This is a genomic window from Rhodobium gokarnense (genome assembly GCF_025961475.1).
In the GTDB taxonomy this organism is placed as follows: domain Bacteria; phylum Pseudomonadota; class Alphaproteobacteria; order Rhizobiales; family Rhodobiaceae; genus Rhodobium; species Rhodobium gokarnense.
The window spans coordinates 40,590-63,233 of record NZ_JAOQNS010000018.1; the positions used below are offsets into that span (position 1 = coordinate 40,590).

Sequence of the window (22,644 nt, forward strand, 5' to 3'; positions counted from 1 at the left end):
TGTCCTCTCCTCCCGGACCTCCCGAAACAACGGAACATCCCATGCCCACGACTGACTATCAGGCGTTCCACGAACCGCTTGCCGATGCCGCCCTCGACCAGCTCTTCCGCCAGGCGCGCACCCACAATGGCTGGCAGGATCGCGCCGTCGACGACACCACGCTGCGCGCCCTTGCCGACCTGATGAAATGGGGCCCGACCGCGGCCAACTGCCTTCCCGCCCGCATCGTCTTCGTCAAGTCCGACGAGGCCAAGGACACGCTCATCCCGCTGATGTCGGACAACAACAAGGCAAAGACCCGCGCCGCGCCGGTGACCGCGATCGTCGGCTACGACCTGGAATTCTACGAGCACCTGCCGAAGCTGTTCCCCCATGCCGACGCCCGTTCCTGGTTCGCCGGCAACGAGGAGGCCATCAACGGCACCGCCTTTCGCAACGGCAGCCTCCAGGGCGCCTATATGATCCTTGCCGCCCGCGCCCTCGGCCTCGATGCGGGGCCGATGTCCGGCTTCGACGAGGAGGGCGTCAACGCCGCCTTCTTTGCCGGCACCAAGGTCCGCGCCAATTTCATCTGCAATCTCGGCTATGGCGATCCGGAGGCCCTCTTCGACCGCCTGCCGCGGTTCGAATTCGAGGACTTCTGCAAGATCCTCTGAGCCGCCGTTCGGCTTGTGTCCGCACCGGGCGGTGTCCGATCCGCCGTCCGGTCGGCCTCCTTTTTCTTCCCGAAAACACCCGCGACAGCGCCGTTTCCGGCCGGCTATCGACGCAACACCGTCGGCGTTGGCCCCGGCGTCTTGGTCGAAAGCCCGACTCGACTTCGATCTGCCGTGCGGGTAAGGCGGTTATCATGCGTTTGTTGGCGATCGATACCGCGCTCACTGCCTGTTCCGTCGCCGTCCTCGACGACGGCGACGCCGATCGCCTGGAAACGGCGTCGGAAGCAATGGAGCGCGGCCACGCCGAACGTCTCATCGGCATGATCGGCGAGGTGCTTGCCGATGCCGGCCTTTCCTTCAACGATCTCGACCGCATCGTCGCCACGGTCGGGCCCGGCAGCTTCACCGGGGTGCGCGTCGGCCTGTCGGCGGCCCGCGGCCTGGGTCTTGTCCTGAAAAAGCCCGTCGTCGGCGTCACCACCCTTGCCGCCCTTGCCGAAAGCGTGCGCGGGGAAGACGTTGGCCCGGTCGCCGCCGTCATCGACGCCAGACGCGGCGAGATCTATGCCGAACTCACCGGCAATGGCGCGCCGGGCGGCCCGCGGGTCTGCTCCGCCGCCGACTTCGCAAGAGACCTTCCCGCCGGCACCCGCCTCGTCGGTTCGGCGGCCGAGGAGGTGGCGCGCGCGGCCGATGCCTGCGGTACGGCGGTCACGATCGTCTCGCCCGCCGGCGCGCCGCCGATCGCCGCCGTCGCCCGCCTCGGGGCCGCCGCGCCCCCGCCCGGCGCACCGCCGGCGCCGCTTTACCTGCGCGCCCCCGACGCCAAGCCCCAGGCGGATGCCCGCCTTGCGCGGGTCTGAGCCCCCATGTGGTGGCTGCTGCAGATACCGACCCTGGTCGACGCGGCGACCGAGGACGACGTCGCGGCGCTCAGCGAGATCCATTCCGAGGCCTTCGAGCACACCTGGAGCGAAGAGGAAATTGCCGCACTCCTTAGGCAGGAAAACGTGATAGGGCTTGCCGCGCGGCGGTCCAGCCTGTTTGCGGCCGTCCGTCCGGTCGGCTTCGTCATGGTGCGCACCGCCGCCGACGAGGCGGAGATCCTCACCATCGCCGTCTCGCCGTCGTGCCGCCGACGTGGCATCGGCCGGCAGCTCGTCGAGGCGGTATTGCGCAAGCTCTATGCCGACCGGATCGCCGAGTTGTATCTTGAGGTGGATGTCGGCAATATCGCCGCAGTCGGTCTATACCGGAGTCTGGGATTCCGGGAAGTCGGGGAGCGGGTCGGCTATTATGGAAACGCAGCTGGCGAACGGAGTACCGCACTCGTCATGAAACGGGAACTGCGTTAGATTAACAGTTTCGCCCCCTTGAATAGGAAGGCCGGGTCGGACGCGGTGCGGATAGACCGGCCGTGGGAATGCGGAACCGAGAGATGCGAGGTCGAGTCGACGTGGACGACAGCGGGATGAAACAGCGGATCGAGGAACAGTGCGTCGCCAAGGGCATGCGGATGACCGACCAGCGTCGCGTCATCGCCCGGGTGCTGGAATCCTCCGAAGACCACCCGGATGTCGAGGAACTCTACCGACGATCCGTCGCCGTCGATCCCAACATCTCCATCTCCACGGTCTACCGCACGGTCAAGCTGTTCGAGGATGCCGGCATCATCGAGCGCCATGACTTCCGCGACGGCCGCGCCCGCTACGAGACGGTCAGCGAGGATCACCACGATCACCTGATCAACCTGCGCACCGGCGAGGTGGTGGAATTCCACGACGAGGAGATCGAGCGCCTGCAGGAGCTGATCGCCAAGCGCCTCGGTTTCAAGGTCGTCGACCACCGGCTCGAACTCTACGCCCTGCCCCTCGATGAGGAATAGGCGTCCGGGCCGCGCCCGCCTGGTGCGGCCGGCCACCGGCAGGGGGCGGTGATGGGCACCCTTCGCGCCGTCTTCATTCTGTCCGTCCTGACCCCGGTAACGCTGCTGGCGATCCCGATGCAGTGGCTCGCCGTGCGCACCGGCTCGTTGCTGGCGCGGCGCATTCCCGTTGCCTGGCACCGCTTCGTGCGCCTGCTCCTCGGCATCAACGTGCGCATCCACGGCCGCCCGGCCGACGAGCGCCCGCTGCTGATCACCGCCAACCACGCCTCCTGGCTCGACATCACCGTGCTCTCCGGCCTGATGCCGATCTCCTTCATCGCCAAGGCCGAGGTCGCCGGCTGGCCGGTCTTCGGCCTCTTCGCCAAGCTTCAGCGCACCGTCTTCGTCGACCGCACCCGCCGCTCCCAGACCGGCGTCGTCGCCACCGAAATCGCCGGCCGGCTGAAGGACGGCGATGCCATGGTGCTGTTTCCCGAAGGCACCTCCAACAACGGCAACGAGGTGCTGCCCTTCCGCACCGCCTTGATCGGAGCGGCCCGCCACGCCATCGACGAGGAGGGCGATACCAGGGTCTGGATCCAGCCCCTGTCGATCGCCTACACCCGCCTGCACGGCGTGCCGCTCGGCCGCCGCTACCGCCCGCTCGTCGCCTGGTACGGCGGCATGGACATGGCGCCCCATTTCCTGGCGGTGTTGAAGGCCGGCCCTCTCGACGTGGAGATCACCTGGGGCGAGCCGATCGGCTACGACGTCGGCTCGGACCGCAAGGCGATCGCCCGCACCGCGGAAAAGGCCGTCCGGGAAATGACGGCCACAGCGCTCGCCGGCCGCCAGGACGACGCCCCCGTCAAGGCGCCGTCGCAGGACGCCCCGATGATGAAAGAGGCGTCCTGAGCGGGCCGTCATTAGAGGGCCAAACGCGCGCCCTATTCTCAACTGCGACAAAAAAGGGTAGAGGAGGGCTTCAGGACCCGCACATCCGCGTGCCTTTTGTGGCACCGGACACCGCCCATGGCGGCTGCGGGCCGGAACCCCCGATACCGACAAGACCGCATGCAGCGACACGGCCGACAGCGATACGAATGACAAAACCGGCGAAAGTTTTCATCAAGACCTATGGCTGCCAGATGAACGTCTACGACTCCGAGCGGATGTCGGACGCCCTGGCGCCTGCCGGCTTTGAGGAGACCGACGACATGGCAGCCGCCGACCTCGTCGTCCTCAACACCTGCCATATCCGCGAAAAGGCGGCGGAAAAGGTCTATTCCGAACTCGGCCGCGTGCGCACCGTCAAGGAAGCCCGCGCGCGCGACGGCAAGAAGACGCTGGTCGCCGTTGCCGGCTGCGTCGCCCAGGCCGAGGGCGCGGAGATCGTCCGCCGGGCGCCCGTCGTCGACCTCGTCGTCGGCCCGCAGAGCTATCATCGGCTCGGCGATCTCCTAGAAGGCGCCCGCGCCGGCCAAAAGCCGGTGGAGACTGAGTTCTTCGCCGAAGAAAAGTTCAAGGGCCTGCCGGCCGGGCGCGAATCCCGGCTGCGCGCCCGCGGCGTCACCGCGTTTCTGACCGTGCAGGAGGGTTGCGACAAGTTCTGCACCTTCTGCGTCGTGCCCTATACCCGCGGCGCCGAGCTGTCGCGCCCGGTCGACGAGATCGTCGCGGAAGCCGAACGGCTGGCCGATGCGGGGGTGCGCGAAGTGACGCTCCTCGGCCAGAACGTCAACGCCTTCCACGGTACCGGTCCGGACGGCACGACCTGGGGCCTCGGCCGGCTGCTCCATCGCCTTGCCGATATCCCCGGCCTCGACCGGCTGCGCTACACCACCAGCCATCCGCGCGACATGGACGACGAACTCATCGCCGCCCACCGCGACCTGCCGGCGCTGATGCCCTATCTGCACCTGCCGGTGCAGTCCGGCTCCGACCGCATCCTCAAAGCCATGAACCGGCGCCACAAGGCGGCCGACTATTTTGCCCTCGTGGAAAGGATCAAGACGGCGCGCCCGGACATCGCCCTTTCCGGCGACTTCATCGTCGGCTTTCCCGGCGAGACCGATGCCGATTTCGAGGACACCCTGCGGCTGATCGAAACGGTCGGCTACGCCCAGGCCTTTTCGTTCAAATACAGCCCGCGTCCGGGCACGCCCGCCGCCGATCTGGAGGCCCAGGTCGAGGAAGCGGTCAAGGCCGAGCGGCTCGCCCGCCTCCAGGCACTCCTCACCGACCAGCAGAAGGCCTTCAACGCCGCCTGCGAAGGCCGCACCATCGACGTGCTCCTGGAAAGGCCCGGCCGCAAGCCCGGCCAGCTCGCCGGCCGCTCGCCCTGGCTGCAGCCGGTGCAGATCGATGCACCCGCAGACCTCGTCGGCGAGATCGTCACGGCCCGGGTCGATGCCATCGGCTCCAACAGCCTGTTCGCCTCGCTCGTTGCGCCCGCAGCCGTAAGCGCCGGGTCCGCCCGCACCCCCCTCTCAGCGGAGAGCGTTGCTTGACCTCCGATACCCCGACCGCGGTCCCCGGCGACGTTGCCATGGCCGCTTCCGCCTCCGACATGAGCCATGTGGTGCTCGCCTTTGAGGACAACCGGCTGGTCAGCGATCTCTTCGGCCAGTTCGACCAGAACCTTGCCCTCATCGAGCAGCATCTCGGCGTCGACATCATCGCCCGCGGCAACCAGGTGACCATCAAGGGCCACCACGAGGGCTGCGAGCAGGCACGGCATGTGCTCGTCGCGCTCTACCAGCGCCTGCAGGAAGGCCACGAGGTGCATCCGGGCGACGTCGACGGCGCCATCCGCCTCGCCGTCGCCGCCGAGCAGCAGTTGCCGCTGCCGACGCTGGAGCCGAAGGCAAGGCTCAGCTTTGCCCAGGTGGCGACGCGCCGGCGCACGGTGATCGCCCGCTCGCCGGCACAGGACGCCTACCTCCGGGCCATGGACCGCTCCGACCTCGTCTTCGGCACGGGCCCCGCCGGCACCGGCAAGACGTTCCTCGCCGTCGCCTATGCCGCCGCCCTCCTTGAGAGGGGAGATGCCAGCCGGCTGATCCTGTCGCGCCCGGCGGTGGAGGCCGGCGAACGCCTCGGCTTCCTGCCCGGCGACATGAAGGAAAAGGTCGATCCCTATCTGCGCCCGCTCTACGACGCGCTCTACGAGATGATGCCGGCCGAGCGGGTCGATCGCGGCCTGCAGACCGGCATGATCGAGGTCGCCCCGCTCGCCTTCATGCGCGGCCGCACGCTGTCAAACGCGGTCGTCATCCTCGACGAGGCCCAGAACACCTCGACCATGCAGATGAAGATGTTCCTGACCCGGCTCGGCGAGAACTCCAAGATGATCGTCACCGGCGATCCGAGCCAGGTCGACCTGCCGCCGGGCACCACCTCCGGCCTGATCGACGCGCTGAAGGTGCTGCGCGATGTGCCCGGCATCGTCGAGGTGCGGTTCACCGACGTCGACGTCGTCCGCCACGAGCTGGTCGCCCGCATCGTGCGCGCCTATGACGGCGTGTCCCGCCGCGAGGTCGAGGCCCCGGCAACGCCGAAGGAGCCGCGGTGAGCGCAATGACCGCCCCGGCCGCTGAACGCACGCTCCCCTTCGAGATCGCGATCCAGGTCGAGGCCGACGACTGGACGGGCGCCGGCATGCCGGACCTTGACGCGCTCGCCGCCCGCGCCGCCTCGGCGACGACCGCCATCGTCGCCTTGGAGACGGTACCCGGCTCCGAGGTCAGCCTGCTGTTTTGCAACGATGCGACGATCCGCGACCTCAACAATCGGTTTCGCGGCAAGGATAAGGCAACCAACGTGCTGTCGTTCCCCGGCGACGAGCCGTCCGAAGGCCCCATGGGTCCGCTGATCGGCGATATTGCGCTTGCATTCGAGACGATTTGCCGGGAATCGTCGGAACTGGGTATTCCGTTTGACGACCACCTTACCCATTTGATTGTTCACGGTTTGCTGCATCTTTTCGGCTATGATCATATTTTCGACGAGGATGCGGCGGTTATGGAGCCGCTCGAAACGCGGATTCTGGCAACGCTGGGCATTGCAGACCCCTATGCGTCGGCCACTTTTGCAATGGACCAATGAACGACCCCGACCCGCTCCCTATGCCGTCGCGTGAGAGCGACACCGAGCCCGGCAGCCAACCCGACAGTAACGGCGACAAGGACCTCGCACCCGAGCACGGAACCCTGCTCGACGACGGTATCGTCACGCGCCTGCTCGGCATGATCGGCCTGCGCAACAACGGCACCCTGCGCGACAGCATCGAGGAGGCGCTGACCCGCGACGAGGCGGCCGAGGGCCAGTTCTCGCCGGTTGAGCGCCTGCTGCTGCGCAACATCCTCCGGCTCCGCGAGATCCGCATCGAAGACGTCATGGTGCCGCGCGCCGACATCGACGCCGTCGACGAGCAGACGCCGCTCGGCAGCCTGTTGCGCCTGTTCCGCGAATCCGGCCATTCCCGCATGCCGGTCTACTACGAGACGCTGGACGACCCGCGCGGCATCATCCACATCAAGGATCTGATGGCCTATATCACCGAGGCGACCGACGCCGGCGATGCGGAGAACGGCGACAACCAGAAGACCGGCTTCGACCTGGCCAGCCTCGACCTTGGAACGCCGCTGTCCGGCACCGGCCTCGTCCGTTCCGTGCTGTTCGTGCCGCCCTCCATGGGGGCGCTGGAGCTGATGGCCAAGATGCAGGCGAGCCGCATGCAGATGGCCCTCGTCATCGACGAATATGGCGGCACCGACGGCCTGGTATCGCTCGAAGACCTCGTCGAGGAGGTCGTCGGCGAGATTTCCGACGAGCACGACGAGGACGACGACGCCGAGATCGAGGTCGCCGGCGACGGCATCTGGGTCGCCGATGCGCGGCTCTATCTCGACGACGCCATCGAGGCCATCGGCGCCGATTTCGCCGTGGAGGATCTGGCCGAGGACGTCGACACCCTCGGCGGCCTCGTCTTCACGCTGATCGGCCGCATCCCCGTGCGCGGTGAACTGATCGCCTCCGACGCCCTTCCGGGCTTTGAGTTCGAGGTGCTCGACGCCGACCCACGCCGCATCAGCCGGCTGCGCATCTATCGCCGGCGCACCGGCGAGGTCCGCCGCCGCACGCGCCGCGCCGAGGCAACCGGGCAACAGGACGCTTGACCCGGCCCGCCTCCTCTTTGAATGCTCGGCCCTGATCGCTGATTCGGGTCCCGCGGCATGTTCCAGTCCATCGCCAACCATTTCGTCCTTGCCTGGGGCTGGCGCCGCGCGCTCTACGCCTTCCTTGCCGGGGCTCTGTCGGCGCTGGCACTGGCCCCGGTCAACTTCTTCCCGGTGCTGTGGCTGACCTTCCCGGTCTTCGTCTGGCTGATGGACGGCGCCGTCGACCGCACGCGCTCCGGCCGGCTTGCCCGCCTCAGGCCCGCCGCGATTCTCGGCTGGTGCTTCGGCTTCGGCTATTTTCTCGCCGGCCTGTGGTGGATCGGTTACGCCTTCCTGGTCGAGGCGGACATCTTCGGCTGGCTGCTGCCGCTCGCCGTCATCGCGCTGCCGGCCGGCCTGGCGCTGTTCTGGGCGCTTGGCGCCGCGGCCGCACGCCTGTTCTGGTCCGAATCGCCCGGCCGCATCCTCGTCCTCGCCATCGCCTTCGGCCTTGCCGAATGGCTGCGCGGCCACCTCTTCACCGGTTTTCCCTGGAACGGCCTCGGCTATCTGCTTGCCGCCAACGGCGTGCAGATGCAGGCCGCCGCCCTTGTCGGCGTCGAGGCGATGGCCGTGCTCGCCGTCGTCATCTTTGCCGCGCCGGCGCTGCTCGCGACGCCCGACCGCGCCGGTCGCGGCCAGCGCATATTCGTCGTCGCCCTTGCTGCCGTCCTCTATGGCGGCGTTCTCGCCTATGGCGTCGTTCGCCTTCAGGGTGCGACCGATGAGCGCCGTGAGGACGTACGGTTGCGCATCGTCCAGCCGGCGATTCCCCAGGCCGACAAGTGGAAACCGGAAAATCGCAAGCGGATTTTCGAAAGCTATCTGGAGCTCAGCGCCCGCGCGACCTCGCCCGACCGGATCGGTCTTCTGGGCGTCACGCACCTGATCTGGCCGGAATCGGCCTTTCCTTTTTTGCTGACCGAAAACCCGGACGCCCTTGCCGCGATCGCCGACCTGTTGCCGCCCGGAACGGTCCTCATCACCGGCGCGGTCCGGGCCGAGCCGGCCTCGGTCGGCCCGAACCGGCGCTACTTCAATTCCATCTACGTGATCAACCACGAGGGCACCATCGTCGACGCCTACGACAAGGTGCGCCTGGTGCCGTTCGGCGAATATCTGCCGGCTCAGGACTTCCTGGAGGCCATCGGCCTGGAGCAGTTGACCCGCCTGAAGGGCGGTTTCAGCGCCGGTGTCGCGCGCAAGGCCCTGACCATTCCCGGCGCGCCGCCCGCCGCTCCGTCGATCTGCTACGAGATCATCTTTCCGGGCGCCGAGCACACCGAAGACCGACCGGCGGCCTGGATCCTGAACGTCACCAACGACGCCTGGTTCGGTGATTCGCCCGGCCCCTACCAGCATTTGCAGCAGGCGCGCCTCAGGGCCGTGGAGGCCGGGATTCCGGTTGTGCGTGCAGCGAATACCGGCATTTCGGCGATAATCGACCCCTACGGGAGAATTATTGCAAAACAACCTTTAAATCTTGGCGGCGTTATCGATAACACCTTACCGTCAGCCAACTTGCATACGACCTATTCGCGACTGGGGGATATCAGTATTTTCGGGTTTTGCGCGATCCTTGCAATTTTAACGATGTTTTTAAAACGCCGACGCCTCCAGTAGTTGGATGCGTCGAATGGTTTGACTCTTTCCTAACAATGGTTTCAATATCGCGCGCGCCTGTTCTTACACGTGCAGGCGACGCAGCATGCAATGTCGATGCGGTTTTGGGGGTACGGTCACCGAGCCCGAATGAGAGACGTATCGGCATAAAAAAAACTGCGATTCCGCAAAAAAGATAAACAAACACGGTGGCCACATGCCCAGTAAGAAATCTCCCAACCCGATCGATATCCACGTCGGGAGCCGGGTCCGGCTTCGGCGTATGATGCTTGGAATGAGCCAGGAAAAACTTGGCGAGCATCTGGGTATCACGTTCCAGCAGATCCAGAAATACGAGAAGGGAACCAACAGGATCGGCGCCAGCCGCCTGCAGCATATCGCCACGGTTCTCAAAGTCCCCGTCGCCTTCTTCTTCGAGGATGCTCCGGGGACGCCGGAGGAAGCAGCAAAAGGATTCGAGGAAGGAAAGCCGGCAACTTATGTCGTCGACTTCCTGTCTTCGTCCGAGGGCCTCGCCCTCAACAAGGCCTTCGTCCAGATCAAGGATGCGAAGGTCCGCAAGCGAATCGTCGATCTCGTGAAATCCCTGGCGGACGACGAAGCCGAAAGCTGACGGCCGGCTGCTTGACCCGGCTCACAAAGGTTGTCAAAACAGCCGCGATAGTGGTGGGAGCCCCCATGTGGTCTCCCACCATAATTTTGTGACAACCAGCCAAAAAGCAGTCCCGCCGATGTCCCGCAGCAATTATCTCTTCACCAGCGAGTCCGTCTCGGAAGGCCATCCCGACAAGGTTTGCGACCGCATTTCCGACGGCGTTGTCGACGCGTTCATGGAGGCCGATCCGGTCTCGCGCGTTGCCGTGGAGACGCTGGTCACCACCAACCGGATCGTGCTCGCCGGCGAGGTCCGGGGTCCGGCCTCCATCAACGCCGACACCATGGAAGACATCGCCCGCCGGGTCGTGCGCGATATCGGCTATGAGCAGGACGGCTTCCACTGGAAGAATTCCGCCTTCGAGTGCTACGTCCACGAGCAGTCGTCCGACATCGCCCAGGGCGTCGACGCCTCCGGCAACAAGGACGAGGGCGCGGGCGACCAGGGCATCATGTTCGGCTTCGCCTGCCGTGACACCCCGGAGCTGATGCCGGCGCCGATCCACTACGCCCACAAGATCCTGCGCCTCCTGGCCGAAGCGCGCCATTCCGGCAACGAGCCGAAGCTCGGCCCGGACGCCAAGTCCCAGGTCACCGTCCGCTACGAGAACAACAAGCCGGTCGCCGTCACCTCCGTGGTGCTGTCGACCCAGCATCTCGACCCGGACCTGTCGTCCTACGACGTGCGCAAGCTGGTCGAGCCCTATATCGACCGGGCGCTGCCGGAGGGCTGGATTTCCGACGAGACCTCCTGGCACGTCAATCCGACCGGCAAGTTCGTCATCGGCGGCCCGGACGGCGACGCCGGCCTCACCGGCCGCAAGATCATCGTCGACACCTATGGCGGTGCCGCGCCCCATGGCGGCGGCGCCTTCTCCGGCAAGGACCCGACCAAGGTCGACCGCTCGGCCGCCTATGCCGCGCGCTACCTGGCCAAGAACGTCGTCGCCGCCGAACTGGCCGAGCGCTGCACCATCCAGCTTGCCTATGCCATTGGCGTGCCAGAGCCGCTGGCGCTCTATGTCGACACCCACGGCACCGGTCAGGTCTCCGAGGAGGCGCTGGAAAAAGCGCTGGCCGAGATCATGGACCTGCGCCCGCGCGGCATCCGCGTCCATCTGCAGCTCAACCGACCGATCTTCGAGCGCACCGCCGCCTACGGCCATTTCGGCCGCATTCCGGAAGGCGACGGCGGCTTTTCCTGGGAAAAGACCGACCTCGTCGACGACCTGCGCACCGCGCTGAAGGTCTGAACAGGCCCCGCTTGCGGGAAACAGGGCGCCGGCTCCTTGTCGGCGCCCGTCAAAGGTGGGGCATTCCGATGACCGGGGAGCGCCGTGCCGGAACCCTTTACGGCCGTCGCAAGGGCAAGAAGCTGGGCGCACGCCGCACCGGCCTGATGGCTGGTCTCCTGCCGCGCCTCGCCCTCGACCTGACGACACCGGCACCTGACCGGCCGGCGCTGCTGTTTCCGGGCGCCGCTGTGCGCGCCCTTTGGATGGAGATCGGCTTTGGCGGCGGCGAGCATCTCGTCGCCCGGGCCGGCGCCAACCCCGACATCGGCATCATCGGCTGCGAGCCCTTCGTCAACGGCATGGCCAAGGCCGTCAGCGCCGTCGATGCGACCGGCCTTGCCAATATCCGCCTGCACGAGGGCGATGCCGGCGACGTCCTCGACTGGCTGCCCGACGCGGCGCTGCAACGGGTGTTCCTGCTCTATCCGGACCCCTGGCCGAAGCGGCGCCACTGGAAGCGGCGGTTCGTGTCGCGGGAGAATCTCGACCGCATCGCCCGGGTGCTGCGCCCCGGCGGCGAGCTTCTGGTCGCCAGCGACATCGAGAGCTACGTCGCCTGGACGCTCGCCCATATCCGCGACCATCCCTCGTTTGCCTGGACCGCGCGCCGCGCCGACGACTGGCGCCGGCCCTTTGCCGACTGGCCGGGCACCCGCTACGAGGCCAAGGCAATCCGCGAAGGGCGCGTGCCGACCTATCTGCGCTTCCGGCGGACCGACGCGGCACCGCTGGCGGGGTGAGCACCGGCCCTTGTCCCGGCATCGGCAAGGGTGCGCGGACGCCGACCTTGCAACGGCGGCGAAAGTGCGTATATTTGCGCCGAGTTCAATTTCTCAATCAGCTTCATCGGTAAGCAGTTGAGAGTGGGCCCCCCGGGGACCCGCTCTTTTTCGTTTAGGCGCACCCCTTGCCGATGGTGCCGCAAGAGACATGAAGAGAAGGGTCGGATCTGGACGTGACCGCACACGAACCGAGGATCGTTACGGAGACAGGGCTCGACGCCCGCCTCGCCACGATTGCGGAGCCGGTGATCGAGGATCTCGGCTACCGGCTGGTTCGGGTCCGCATTTCCGGCCAGAACGGTTGCACGCTGCAGATCATGGCCGAACGGCCGGACGGCTCCATGACCGTCGAGGACTGCGAGGCGATCAGCCGGGAGCTTTCTCCGGTCCTCGATGTGGATGATCCGATCGATCGGGAGTATCATCTGGAAATCTCGTCGCCGGGCATCGACAGGCCGCTGGTCCGCGCCACCGATTTCGACCGCTGGTCCGGGCATATCGGCAAGATCGAGATGGAGGTGCCGGTCGATGGCCGCAAGCGGTTCCGCGGCACGATCCTCGGCACAAGCGACGACGGCACTGTCGGGTTGGCGCTCGCCGATCCGGCGCCGGACGGTACCGACAAGGTATGGCTTCGCCTGGAGGATATCGGCGAGGCAAGACTGGTTTTGACCGACGAACTGATCGCAGCGACGCTGAAGGCGGAAAAGAAACGCCAGAGCGAAGCCGACGACGATACCGGCGCAGGTGACGCCGGCGACACGGAGGTTTGAGGCGGCCGACCGCCCGAACGCCCCCGCGAGGAGAGACAACGACATGGCCATTAGTGCGAACAGACTGGAACTCTTGCAGATCGCCGATGCGGTCGCGCGCGAGAAGACCATCGACCGCGAGATCGTCATCGCGGCGATGGAGGACGCCATCCAGAAGGCGGCCCGCTCGCGGTTCGGGTCTGAGACGGAAGTCCGCGCCGAGATCAACCCCAAGACCGGCGAATTGCGCCTGCAGCGGCTGCTGACCGTGGTCGAGGAGGTGGAGAACACCTCCACCGAGATCTCGCTCGCCGAGGCCCAGGAGCGCAACCCGGCCGCCCGCGTCGGCGACTTCATCGCCGAGCCGCTGCCGCCGCTCGATTTCGGCCGCATCGCCGCCCAGTCGGCCAAGCAGGTCATCGTCCAGCGCGTCCGCGACGCCGAGCGCGACCGCCAGTTCGAGGAATTCAAGGACCGCATCGGCGAGATCGTCAACGGCGTCGTCAAGCGGACCGAATACGGCAACGTCATCGTCGACCTCGGCCGCGGCGAGGGCATTATCCGCCGCGACGAGCTGATCCCGCGCGAGGCGTTCCGCAACGGCGACCGCGTGCGCGCCTATATCTACGACGTCCGCCGCGAACAGCGCGGCCCGCAGATCTTCCTGTCGCGCACCCACCCGCAGTTCATGGCCAAGCTGTTCACCCAGGAAGTGCCGGAGATCTATGACGGCATCATCGAGGTGAAGTCGGTCGCCCGCGATCCGGGCAGCCGCGCCAAGATCGCCGTGCTGTCGCACGACAGCTCCATCGATCCGGTCGGCGCCTGCGTCGGCATGCGCGGCAGCCGCGTCCAGGCCGTCGTCGGCGAACTGCAGGGCGAGAAGATCGACATCATTCCCTGGTCGCTGGACAACGCCACCTTCATCGTCAACGCGCTGCAGCCGGCCGAGGTCGCCAAGGTGGTGCTCGACGAGGATGCCGAGCGCATCGAGGTCGTGGTGCCCGACGAGCAGCTTTCGCTGGCCATCGGCCGGCGCGGCCAGAACGTCCGCCTTGCCTCCCAGCTTACCGGCTGGGACATCGACATCATGACCGAGCAGGAAGAGTCGGAACGGCGCCAGAAGGAATTCGCCGACCGCACCCAGCTCTTCATGGATGCCCTCAACGTCGACGAGGTCGTCGGCCAGCTCCTGGCCTCGGAAGGCTTTTCCTCGGTCGAGGAAGTCGCCTTCGTCGAGACCGACGAGGTCGCCTCGGTCGAAGGCTTCGACGAGGACACCGCGGTGGAGATCCAGGAACGCGCCCGCGAGCATCTGGAAGAGATCGAGCGCGCCCAGGACGAGGAGCGCCAGACCCTCGGCGTCCTCGACGAGGTGCGCGAGATCGACGGCGTCACCACGGCCATGATGGTCGCCCTCGGCAAGGACGACATCAAGTCGATCGAGGACTTCGCCGGCTGCGCCACCGATGACCTGGTCGGCTGGACCGAGAAGGTTGACGGCGAGGTCCAGCGCTATCCGGGCGCCCTCAGCGACTTCAACCTGTCGCGCGCCGAGGCCGAGGCGATGATCATGGACGCCCGCATCAAGGCCGGCTGGATCACGCCGGAGGACCTTGTGGCCGAGGAAGAGAGCGAGGAAGGCGAAGGCGCCGAGGCCGCCGAAGGCGACGCGGAACGCGTCTGAGCGATGACCGACCGCTGGAGCCAGCCTTTCCGCCATGCCGCCAAGGAACGAACCGAAGGAGCGCCGCTGCATCGTGACACGCCGGACCCGGAACACCGAGGACCTGCTGCGCTTTGCGTTGGCGCCGGACGGCTCCGTCGTCCCGGATCTTAAGGCACGGCTGCCGGGCCGGGGCGTCTGGATTACCGCCGACAGGGCAAACGTTGCCGAGGCGGAAAAGAAGCGGCTGTTCGGCCGCGCCTTCAAGGCTGAGGCTCACGTTGAGCCGGGCCTTGCCGAGCGCGTCGAACGGCTGATCGAGACGGCGGCCCTGTCGAGCCTGTCCATGGCCCGCAAGGCCGGCAGCGTCGTCACCGGTTTCGCCAAGGTCGAGGCGGCGATCGGCAAGGAAGCCCTTACCGCCCTCGTCATTGCGGCCGATGCCGCGGACGACGGCGCACGCAAGATGATGGCGGCCCTGCGCCGCCGTTTCGGGGATGCCGGCACACCGCCGGTTATCCGCGTTTTCGGCTCTGACCAATTGGGTTTGGCATTGGGCCGGGCAAATGTGATACATGCAGCACTGCTCGAGGCTCGGGCGAGCGAGGCAGTGGTCCGGCGCGTCCGGGACCTGACGCGCTACCGCGACGGTGCTGATCGAACGGATGACGAGATTGGAAGCCGGCAAGCGGCTCCGCAGGACTGAAGATAGTATGAGCGATTCGAACAACTCCGGCGACAAGACCATCCACGTCGAGCGCAAGAAGACGCTGTCCTTGAAGCGTACCGAACAGGGTACGGTGCGGCAGAGCTTCTCCCATGGCCGCTCCAAGGCGGTCGTGGTCGAAAAGAAGAAGCGCCGTGTCGTGATGCCGAGCCAGGGCGAGGCCGCGGCCGAGACGGCCACCGCCGAGGCGCCCAAGCCCGCCGCAAAGCCGGCTGCCGCCGAAAAGAAGCCGGCGACGGACAGCAGCGGCAAGAAAGGCGTCGTGCTGCGCAGCCTGACCTCCGACGAGGTCGATGCCCGCGCCCAGGCGTTGGCCGATGCGCGTGTCCGCGAGGCCGAGGAGCGCCAGCGCGCCGAGGAAGAGGCCAAGCGCCTTGCCGAGGAAGAGGCGCGCCGCAAGGTCGAGGAAGAAGAGGCGCGCAAGAAGGCCGAAGAGGAAGAGGCCAAGCGCAAGGCCGAGGAAGAGGAAGCCGCGCGCCAGGCCGCCGAAGAAGAGGCGCGCCTTGCCGCCGCGGAAGTCGCCCAGCCGGTGGTGCCGGATGAGGCCGCCCCGGCGCCCGCCAAGGCGGACAAGGCTCACAAGGCTGAAAAGCCGGAGAAGGAAGAGACCGACGCCGACGGCGCCCTGAAGCCGGTGAAGCGCCCGCGCGCCGCCGAGACCAAGACCGCCCGCCGCGGCGACGAGCGCCGGCGCACCAAGCTGACCATCACCAGCGCCTTTGAGGACGACGCGGAACGCGGCCGCAGCCTTGCCGCCATGCGCCGCCGCCGCGAGCGCGAAAAGGCACGGGCCTCCCAGGCGGGCGGCGCCCGCGAGAAGGTCGTGCGCGACGTCATCATCCCCGAGACGATCACCATCCAGGAACTGGCCAACCGCATGGCCGAGCGCGCCGTCGACGTCATCAAGATGTTGATGAAGCAGGGCCAGATGCTGAAGATCAACGACGTCATCGACGCCGATACCGCCCAGCTCATCGCCGAGGAACTCGGCCACAGCGTCAAGCGCGTGTCCGAGGCCGACGTCGAGGAGGGCCTGTTCAGCGAGGATGACGCCACCGAGGACATGGCGCAGCGCCCGCCGGTCGTGACCATCATGGGCCACGTCGACCACGGCAAGACCTCGCTGCTCGATGCCATCCGCCACGCCAACGTGGTCTCCGGCGAGGCCGGCGGCATCACCCAGCATATCGGCGCCTACCAGGTCGAGCAGAACGGCCAGAAGATCACCTTCATCGACACCCCGGGCCACGCCGCCTTCACGGCGATGCGCGCCCGCGGCGCCCAGGTGACCGACGTCGTCATCCTGGTGGTTGCGGCAGACGACGGCGTCATGCCGCAGACGATCGAGGCGATCAACCACGCCAAGGCCGCCGAGGTGCCGATCATCGTCGCCATCAACAAGATCGACAAGCCCGGCGCCGACCCCAACCGGGTCCGCACCGAGCTCCTGCAGCACGAGATCGTCGTGGAATCAATGGGCGGCGATACCCTCGAGGTCGAGGTCTCGGCGCTGAAGAAGACCAATCTGGAAGGCGTCCTGGAAGCGATCCTGCTGCAGACCGAACTGATGGAGCTGCAGGCCAATCCAGACCGCGAGGCCGAAGGCATCGTCATCGAGGCCAAGCTCGACAAGGGCCGCGGCCCGGTCGCCACCGTCCTCGTCCAGCGCGGCACGCTTGAGGTCGGCAACATCCTCGTCGCCGGCGCCGAATGGGGCCGCGTGCGCGCCCTGATCGACGACCACGGCGAGCAGACCACGGAAGCCGGCCCGTCGATGCCGGTCGAGGTGCTCGGCTTCCAGGGAACGCCGGAAGCGGGCGACCGCTTCGCCGTCGTCGAGAACGAGGCCCGCGCCCGCGAGGTCGTCGAATACCGCCAGCGCCAGCGCCGCGAGAAGAGCCACGCGGCGACCGCCCGCGGCTCGCTGCAGCAGATGATGAGCCGGCTGCAGGAAGACGGCCGCAAGGAATTCGTCCTCGTCATCAAGGGCGACGTGCAGGGCTCCGTTGAGGCCATCAACGGCGCGCTCGACAAGCTCGGCAACGAGGAGGTCGCCGCCCGTGTCGTCCACGGCGCCGTCGGCGGCATCACCGAATCCGACGTGACGCTGGCCGCCGCGTCCCATGCCCCGATCATCGGCTTTAACGTCCGCGCCAACCGCCAGGCCCGCGAGGCGGCGGAGCGCGAGGGCGTGGAGATCCGCTACTACAACATCATCTACGACCTGGTGGATGACGTGAAGGCGGCGATGTCCGGCATGCTGTCGCCGGAGCGCCGCGAGACCATGCTCGGCAACGCCGAGATCCTGGAGGTCTTCAACATCTCCAAGGTCGGCAAGGTCGCCGGCTGCCGGGTCACCGACGGCAATGTGGAGCGCGGCGCGGGCGTCCGCCTGATCCGCGACGACGTCGTCGTCCACGAGGGCAAGCTGTCGACGCTGAAGCGCTTCAAGGACGAGGTGAAGAACGTCGTCGCCGGCCAGGAATGCGGCATGGCCTTCGAGAACTACCAGGACATGCGCCCCGGCGACGTCATCGAGTGCTACCGGGTCGAGGAGGTGGCGCGCACGCTCTAGCGTCCGCGTCCAGCCGGTTCTCTGTCGCCGGGCGGCGCCCGGCACGGAGATTTTTTGCGTAAGATTTGAAACGGCGGCGGCGGTCCGATCCCGCCCCGCCCGTGCAGCGATCAAGAGACCCTTTTATGAGACATCACAGCGGCCCGTCCGCCGGCATGCCGAGCCAGCGTCAGTTGCGCGTCGGCGAACTCATCCGCCACGCCCTTGCCGACCTCCTGACCCGCCGCGAGGTCATCGATCCGGTGCTGGAGACCCACATCATCACGGTCACCGAGGTGCGCATGTCGCCGGACCTGAAGCACGCCACCTGCTTCGTCGAGCCGCTCGGCGGCGCCGACGAGGACGCCGTGGTGAAGGCCCTGGAAAAGCACCGCAAGTTCATGCGCGGCCAGCTCAATCGCCAGGTCGAGCTGCGCTTCAGCCCGGAGCTCCATTTCCAGCTCGACACCCGCTTCGACGATGACACCCGCGTCGACAAGCTCTTGAAGCAGCCGAAGGTCGCCCACGACCTTGAGCCCGGCGACGACGAGAACTGAGCGGTTCGGCCGATGGCACGGGGCAAGAAGAAACGCAACAAGGTCGACGGCTGGCTGATCCTCGACAAGCCGGTGGGCCTGTCGTCCACCCAGGCCCTCGGCCGGGTGAAATGGCTGCTCAATCCGCAAAAGGCCGGCCATGCCGGCACCCTCGACCCGCTGGCCAGCGGTCTCCTGCCGCTTGCCTTCGGGGAGGCGACGAAGACGGTGCCCTATGTCATGGACGGGCGGAAGGTCTATCGCTTCACCGTGCGCTGGGGCGTTGAGACCGACACCGACGACACCGAAGGGGAGGTGATCGCCACCTCCGACCTCTTGCCCGGTGCGGAGGATATTCGCGCCGTGCTGCCGGAGTTCACCGGCGAGATCCTGCAGACCCCGCCGAAATTCTCCGCCATCAAGATCGACGGCGAGCGCGCCTATGACCTCGCCCGCGCCGGCGAGGAGGTCGTCCTGGAAGCCCGCCCGATCGAGATCCACCGCCTCGACCTGATCGACACCCCGGATGCGGAGACCTCGGTCTTTGAGGCCGAATGCGGCAAGGGCACCTATGTGCGCGCGCTCGCCCGCGACATCGGCCGCCGCCTCGGCACGCACGGCCATGTCTGCGCGCTGCGCCGAGTCCTCGTCGGTCCCTTCGACGAGGAGGACATGGTGACCCTCGACGAACTCGAGGAAATCGCCGCCGAAGCCCGCGAAGAAATGGCCGCCGACGGCGACGATGCGGACGAGACCGCCGACGGCGACGCCCCGAAGCGACCGGCGCCGCTCGACCCGGAGGTGTTCGACGATGTGATGCTGCCGGTGGAGACGGCGCTCGCCGACCTTCCCGAGCTTGCCGTCGATGCCAATGCGGCGGCGCGCCTGCGCCGCGGCCAGGGCGTCATCCTGCGCGGCCGCGACGCCCCGGTCGCCGGCAGCGAGGTCTTCGCCACCTGCCGCGGCCAGCTTGTCGCCCTCGGTGAGGTGGACCGCGGCGAGTTGCGACCGAGCCGGGTTTTCAATCTCTAGGGAGTGGCCCGCGCGGCGCCATCGCCTGCGTCGCCGCCGGTCGTATCGCCCGGAACCCGGCCTTAACCCTGACCTTGCGGCCGCTCGCCCGGCAAAGAAAACGCTGGCCTTTGTCGGTGTTTTCCGTTAGGCAGGCGCTGCGGCATCGCTCCGGCCAAAACCGGACGGGCCGCCGAACGATCCGGGTCTGCCCGACCACGCTGGACGACATCCCGGCCTGGCCAGACGACCCCGGGGTCGATGCCCATCCGATCCATCGACGATCCCTCCGGCGCCGCTTGCCGCCGCCGTTCGCGGTATCGTTTCTGGGAAGCCCGGATGGTGCGGCCCGCAATGCGCCACGGACGGCGCTTTTTGCGGGGCATCTGTAGCTCAAGACCGATTTGGAGGTACCCGATGTCGATCACTGCCGAACGCAAGCAGGAGCTTGTCACCGAATTTGCGACCAAGGACGGAGATACCGGTTCCCCGGAAGTCCAGGTCGCCATCCTGACCGAGCGCATCGTCAACCTGACCGGCCATTTCAAGGTCCACGGCAAGGATAACCATTCCCGCCGCGGCCTCCTGAAGCTGGTCAGCCAGCGGCGCCGTCTTCTCGACTATCTGAAGAAGAAGGACAATGCCCGCTACCGTACGCTGATCGAGCGTCTCGGACTGCGCCGCTAACAACGGCATCGGCGCACAGTGTATCGGCGCGCCGCATCCGGCCGGGTCCCGAAGGACCGCCGCTTGCGCGCCGATACAAAAGCCCCGTGGCGGGATGGGCCCGCCACGGCAGTTTGCACGGAACGCAAGGCAAACCATGGGGCAGGATAGCCAGACGCTTTTCCGACGCTCCGGCCGCGGCCGGACCGGGAGAGCGCCTCGCCGTCTTGCCCGTGGTGCGTCGTGCCCCGTGACAGCACGCACGTATGCACGAAAGGACAACCATGTTTGACATCCAACGCGAAGAGATCGAGTGGGGCGGCCGCACGCTGACCCTGGAGACGGGCCGCGTCGCCCGCCAGGCCCACGGCTCCGTCGTCGCCACCTATGGCGAGACCACGGTGATGGCCACCGTCGTCTCCGAGGACCAGCCGCGCGCCGGCATCGACTTCTTCCCGCTCACCGTCCACTACCAGGAAAAGACCTTCGCCGCCGGCAAGATCCCGGGCGGCTTCTTCAAGCGCGAGGGCCGGCCGACCGAGAAGGAGGTGCTGACCTCCCGCCTCATCGACCGTCCGATCCGCCCGCTCTTTGCGCCCGGCTTCAAGTGCGAGACCCAGGTGATCGCCACCGTGCTGTCGCACGACCTTGAGAACGATCCCGACATCGTCGCCATGGTCGCCGCCTCGGCCGCGCTGACCCTGTCCGGCGTTCCCTTCATGGGCCCGATCGGCGGCGCCCGCGTCGGCCTCATCAACGGCGAGTACGTCCTCAACCCGCAGCTCGACGAGATGCCGGAGACCAAGCTCGACCTCGTCGTCGCCGGCACCGGCGATGCTGTTCTGATGGTCGAATCCGAAGCCCACGAGCTCGACGAGGAGACCATGCTGAAGGCCGTCATGTTCGGCCACAAGGGCTTCCAGCCGGTCATCGACGCCATCATCAAGCTGGCCGAAAAGGCCGCCAAGGAGCCGCGCGCCCTCAACCTGCCGGACAACTCCGAGCTTTATGCAAAGGTCAAGGACCTGGCCGGCGCGGAGATCGCCTCCGCCTACCAGATCCGCGAGAAGACCGAGCGCCACGCCGCCATTTCCGCCGCCAAGGAAAAGGCCGGCGAGACCCTCTTTGCCGATCCGGACAACGCCCCTGCGCCGGAACTGGTCAAGGAGATGTTCAAGAAGCTGGAGAAGGAGATCGTCCGCGGACGCATCCTCGACAGCGGCGACCGCATCGACGGCCGCGACCTGAAGACCGTGCGCCAGATCGTGTCGGAAGTCGGCATGCTGCCGCGCACCCACGGCTCGGCCCTGTTCACCCGCGGCGAGACCCAGGCTCTCGTGGTCGCCACGCTCGGCACCGGCGAGGACGAGCAGTTCATCGATGCGCTTGAAGGGACCTACAAGGAAAACTTCATGCTGCATTACAACTTCCCGCCGTTCTCGGTCGGCGAGACCGGCCGCATCGGCTCGCCCGGCCGCCGCGAGATCGGCCATGGCAAGCTGGCTTGGCGGGCGCTGCGCCCGGCGCTGCCGCCGCACCATGAGTTCCCCTACACCATCCGCCTCGTTTCCGAGATCACCGAGTCCAACGGCTCCTCCTCGATGGCCACCGTCTGCGGCTCGTCGCTGGCGCTGATGGATGCGGGCGTGCCGCTGCGCCGCCCCGTCGCCGGCATCGCCATGGGCCTGATCAAGGAAGACGATCGCTTCGCGGTGCTCTCCGACATCCTCGGCGACGAGGACCATCTCGGCGACATGGACTTCAAGGTCGCCGGCACCTCGGAAGGCATCACCTCGCTGCAGATGGACATCAAGATCACCGGCATCACCGAGGAGATCATGAAGATCGCCCTCGACCAGGCCAAGGACGGCCGGGTGCACATCCTCGGCAAGATGGCCGAGGCGATCGGCGAGGCCCGTCCGGAGCTCGGCGAATACGCCCCGCGCATCGAGGTCATCCAGATCCCGACCGACAAGATCCGTGACGTCATCGGCACCGGCGGCAAGGTGATCCGCGAGATCGTCGAGAAGACCGGCGCCAAGATCAACGTCGAGGACGACGGCACCGTCAAGGTGGCTTCCTCCGACGGCAAGGCGATCAAGGCGGCGCTGAACTGGATCAAGTCGATCACGGCCGAGCCGGAAGTCGGCGAGATCTACGAGGGCACGGTCGTCAAGACCGTCGACTTCGGCGCCTTCGTCAACTTCTTCGGCGCCCGCGACGGCCTCGTCCACATCTCCCAGCTCGCCCCGCAGCGGGTCGGCAAGACCACCGACATCGTCAAGGAAGGCGACAAGGTCTGGGTCAAGCTGCTCGGCTTCGACGACCGCGGCAAGGTCCGCCTGTCGATGAAGATCGTCGACCAGGAGACCGGCAAGGAAATCACCGAGGAAGCCGAGGACGCGTAAAGAGCGCCACGGCATCTTTCAGGAATACGGAAAGGGCGGCTCTCGGGCCGCCCTTTTTGCGTTTGGTCGCTGTTACATGCGGGCGTCGGCGACTTGAGCGTCCGCCGCACTGGATTGCTTCGCTCCGCTCGCAATTGTGCGAGTTCAGATATTCGGTGATGGGATCGCGGAAAGGAGCGACCCATGCGCGACAACAGCTATGACCGGACGATCGAACGGAAC

Annotated in this window: 21 protein-coding genes; all 21 read left to right on the top strand. The window is 66.9% G+C overall.

Features of this window, described 5'->3' with window-relative positions; translation table 11 throughout:
* The first annotated feature begins 41 nt into the window (after positions 1 to 41).
* Positions 42 to 656 carry a malonic semialdehyde reductase gene (locus M2319_RS22160; RefSeq protein WP_264603659.1) on the top strand — a complete coding sequence of 205 codons (615 nt, stop codon included), beginning with the start codon at positions 42 to 44 and terminating at the stop codon, positions 654 to 656.
* Between the two features lie 194 nt (positions 657 to 850).
* Complete coding sequence (tsaB, locus tag M2319_RS22165; protein WP_264603660.1) at positions 851 to 1,522, top strand: tRNA (adenosine(37)-N6)-threonylcarbamoyltransferase complex dimerization subunit type 1 TsaB; 672 nt, start codon at positions 851 to 853, stop codon at positions 1,520 to 1,522.
* A 6-nt stretch (positions 1,523 to 1,528) separates the two neighbouring features.
* A complete protein-coding gene (gene rimI, locus M2319_RS22170; RefSeq protein WP_264603661.1) occupies positions 1,529 to 2,014 on the top strand; it encodes a ribosomal protein S18-alanine N-acetyltransferase in 486 nt (161 codons plus the stop codon).
* A gap of 116 nt (positions 2,015 to 2,130) precedes the next feature.
* Positions 2,131 to 2,544, top strand: a complete 414-nt coding sequence (locus M2319_RS22175) for a Fur family transcriptional regulator (protein ID WP_264603662.1) — start codon at positions 2,131 to 2,133, stop codon at positions 2,542 to 2,544.
* 51 nt (positions 2,545 to 2,595) lie between these two features.
* A complete protein-coding gene (locus M2319_RS22180) occupies positions 2,596 to 3,441 on the top strand; it encodes a lysophospholipid acyltransferase family protein (RefSeq protein WP_264603663.1) in 846 nt (281 codons plus the stop codon).
* A gap of 188 nt (positions 3,442 to 3,629) precedes the next feature.
* Positions 3,630 to 5,036 carry a tRNA (N6-isopentenyl adenosine(37)-C2)-methylthiotransferase MiaB gene (gene miaB, locus M2319_RS22185; protein ID WP_264603664.1) on the top strand — a complete coding sequence of 469 codons (1,407 nt, stop codon included), beginning with the start codon at positions 3,630 to 3,632 and terminating at the stop codon, positions 5,034 to 5,036.
* Positions 5,037 to 5,074: 38 nt separating this feature from the next.
* The gene (locus M2319_RS22190) at positions 5,075 to 6,100 is read left to right on the top strand and encodes a PhoH family protein (RefSeq protein WP_264603678.1); all 1,026 of its coding nucleotides are present in this window, start codon (positions 5,075 to 5,077) and stop codon (positions 6,098 to 6,100) included.
* A gap of 5 nt (positions 6,101 to 6,105) precedes the next feature.
* On the top strand, positions 6,106 to 6,633 hold the full coding sequence (gene ybeY, locus M2319_RS22195) for an rRNA maturation RNase YbeY (RefSeq protein WP_264603679.1): 528 nt from the start codon (positions 6,106 to 6,108) through the stop codon (positions 6,631 to 6,633).
* On the top strand, positions 6,630 to 7,706 hold the full coding sequence (locus tag M2319_RS22200; protein ID WP_264603665.1) for a transporter associated domain-containing protein: 1,077 nt from the start codon (positions 6,630 to 6,632) through the stop codon (positions 7,704 to 7,706). Before ybeY ends, M2319_RS22200 begins: the two co-directional genes overlap by 4 nt.
* 57 nt (positions 7,707 to 7,763) lie before the next feature.
* Positions 7,764 to 9,371 (top strand): apolipoprotein N-acyltransferase, encoded by a 1,608-nt coding sequence (gene lnt / locus M2319_RS22205; RefSeq protein ID WP_264603666.1) that lies wholly within the window; start codon positions 7,764 to 7,766, stop codon positions 9,369 to 9,371.
* Between the two features lie 196 nt (positions 9,372 to 9,567).
* On the top strand, positions 9,568 to 9,984 hold the full coding sequence (locus M2319_RS22210; protein ID WP_264603667.1) for a helix-turn-helix domain-containing protein: 417 nt from the start codon (positions 9,568 to 9,570) through the stop codon (positions 9,982 to 9,984).
* 118 nt (positions 9,985 to 10,102) lie between these two features.
* Positions 10,103 to 11,278 (top strand): methionine adenosyltransferase, encoded by a 1,176-nt coding sequence (metK, locus tag M2319_RS22215; protein ID WP_264603668.1) that lies wholly within the window; start codon positions 10,103 to 10,105, stop codon positions 11,276 to 11,278.
* Between the two features lie 68 nt (positions 11,279 to 11,346).
* Complete coding sequence (trmB, locus tag M2319_RS22220) at positions 11,347 to 12,060, top strand: tRNA (guanosine(46)-N7)-methyltransferase TrmB (RefSeq protein ID WP_264603669.1); 714 nt, start codon at positions 11,347 to 11,349, stop codon at positions 12,058 to 12,060.
* 215 nt (positions 12,061 to 12,275) lie between these two features.
* Positions 12,276 to 12,875, top strand: a complete 600-nt coding sequence (gene rimP / locus M2319_RS22225; RefSeq protein WP_264603670.1) for a ribosome maturation factor RimP — start codon at positions 12,276 to 12,278, stop codon at positions 12,873 to 12,875.
* A 43-nt stretch (positions 12,876 to 12,918) separates the two neighbouring features.
* Entirely contained in the window at positions 12,919 to 14,541 is a 1,623-nt protein-coding gene (gene nusA, locus M2319_RS22230; RefSeq protein ID WP_264603671.1) for a transcription termination factor NusA, read from the top strand.
* Between the two features lie 34 nt (positions 14,542 to 14,575).
* A complete protein-coding gene (locus M2319_RS22235; RefSeq protein WP_264603672.1) occupies positions 14,576 to 15,226 on the top strand; it encodes an RNA-binding protein in 651 nt (216 codons plus the stop codon).
* A gap of 7 nt (positions 15,227 to 15,233) precedes the next feature.
* A complete protein-coding gene (infB, locus tag M2319_RS22240; protein ID WP_264603673.1) occupies positions 15,234 to 17,822 on the top strand; it encodes a translation initiation factor IF-2 in 2,589 nt (862 codons plus the stop codon).
* Positions 17,823 to 17,947: 125 nt separating this feature from the next.
* A complete protein-coding gene (gene rbfA / locus M2319_RS22245; RefSeq protein ID WP_264603674.1) occupies positions 17,948 to 18,358 on the top strand; it encodes a 30S ribosome-binding factor RbfA in 411 nt (136 codons plus the stop codon).
* A 12-nt stretch (positions 18,359 to 18,370) separates the two neighbouring features.
* Complete coding sequence (gene truB / locus M2319_RS22250; RefSeq protein ID WP_264603675.1) at positions 18,371 to 19,369, top strand: tRNA pseudouridine(55) synthase TruB; 999 nt, start codon at positions 18,371 to 18,373, stop codon at positions 19,367 to 19,369.
* Positions 19,370 to 19,765: 396 nt separating this feature from the next.
* Positions 19,766 to 20,035 carry a 30S ribosomal protein S15 gene (gene rpsO / locus M2319_RS22255; RefSeq protein WP_264603676.1) on the top strand — a complete coding sequence of 90 codons (270 nt, stop codon included), beginning with the start codon at positions 19,766 to 19,768 and terminating at the stop codon, positions 20,033 to 20,035.
* Positions 20,036 to 20,298: 263 nt separating this feature from the next.
* Positions 20,299 to 22,422, top strand: a complete 2,124-nt coding sequence (gene pnp, locus M2319_RS22260) for a polyribonucleotide nucleotidyltransferase (RefSeq protein WP_264603677.1) — start codon at positions 20,299 to 20,301, stop codon at positions 22,420 to 22,422.
* Positions 22,423 to 22,644: the final 222 nt, after the last annotated feature.

Bases quoted from the DNA above. Each gene is read 5' to 3' on its own strand.
- M2319_RS22200 (WP_264603665.1), top strand. From the start codon at position 6,630: ATGAACGACCCCGACCCGCTCCCTATGCCGTCGCGTGAGAGCGACACC.
- M2319_RS22160 (WP_264603659.1), top strand. From the start codon at position 42: ATGCCCACGACTGACTATCAGGCGTTCCACGAACCGCTTGCCGATGCC.
- ybeY (WP_264603679.1), top strand. From the start codon at position 6,106: ATGACCGCCCCGGCCGCTGAACGCACGCTCCCCTTCGAGATCGCGATC.
- pnp (WP_264603677.1), top strand. From the start codon at position 20,299: ATGTTTGACATCCAACGCGAAGAGATCGAGTGGGGCGGCCGCACGCTG.
- infB (WP_264603673.1), top strand. From the start codon at position 15,234: ATGAGCGATTCGAACAACTCCGGCGACAAGACCATCCACGTCGAGCGC.
- M2319_RS22210 (WP_264603667.1), top strand. From the start codon at position 9,568: ATGCCCAGTAAGAAATCTCCCAACCCGATCGATATCCACGTCGGGAGC.
- lnt (WP_264603666.1), top strand. From the start codon at position 7,764: ATGTTCCAGTCCATCGCCAACCATTTCGTCCTTGCCTGGGGCTGGCGC.
- metK (WP_264603668.1), top strand. From the start codon at position 10,103: ATGTCCCGCAGCAATTATCTCTTCACCAGCGAGTCCGTCTCGGAAGGC.
- rimI (WP_264603661.1), top strand. From the start codon at position 1,529: ATGTGGTGGCTGCTGCAGATACCGACCCTGGTCGACGCGGCGACCGAG.
- M2319_RS22190 (WP_264603678.1), top strand. From the start codon at position 5,075: ATGGCCGCTTCCGCCTCCGACATGAGCCATGTGGTGCTCGCCTTTGAG.
- M2319_RS22235 (WP_264603672.1), top strand. From the start codon at position 14,576: ATGCCGCCAAGGAACGAACCGAAGGAGCGCCGCTGCATCGTGACACGC.
- rbfA (WP_264603674.1), top strand. From the start codon at position 17,948: ATGAGACATCACAGCGGCCCGTCCGCCGGCATGCCGAGCCAGCGTCAG.
- miaB (WP_264603664.1), top strand. From the start codon at position 3,630: ATGACAAAACCGGCGAAAGTTTTCATCAAGACCTATGGCTGCCAGATG.
- M2319_RS22175 (WP_264603662.1), top strand. From the start codon at position 2,131: ATGAAACAGCGGATCGAGGAACAGTGCGTCGCCAAGGGCATGCGGATG.
- rpsO (WP_264603676.1), top strand. From the start codon at position 19,766: ATGTCGATCACTGCCGAACGCAAGCAGGAGCTTGTCACCGAATTTGCG.
- M2319_RS22180 (WP_264603663.1), top strand. From the start codon at position 2,596: ATGGGCACCCTTCGCGCCGTCTTCATTCTGTCCGTCCTGACCCCGGTA.
- nusA (WP_264603671.1), top strand. From the start codon at position 12,919: ATGGCCATTAGTGCGAACAGACTGGAACTCTTGCAGATCGCCGATGCG.
- trmB (WP_264603669.1), top strand. From the start codon at position 11,347: ATGACCGGGGAGCGCCGTGCCGGAACCCTTTACGGCCGTCGCAAGGGC.
- truB (WP_264603675.1), top strand. From the start codon at position 18,371: ATGGCACGGGGCAAGAAGAAACGCAACAAGGTCGACGGCTGGCTGATC.
- tsaB (WP_264603660.1), top strand. From the start codon at position 851: ATGCGTTTGTTGGCGATCGATACCGCGCTCACTGCCTGTTCCGTCGCC.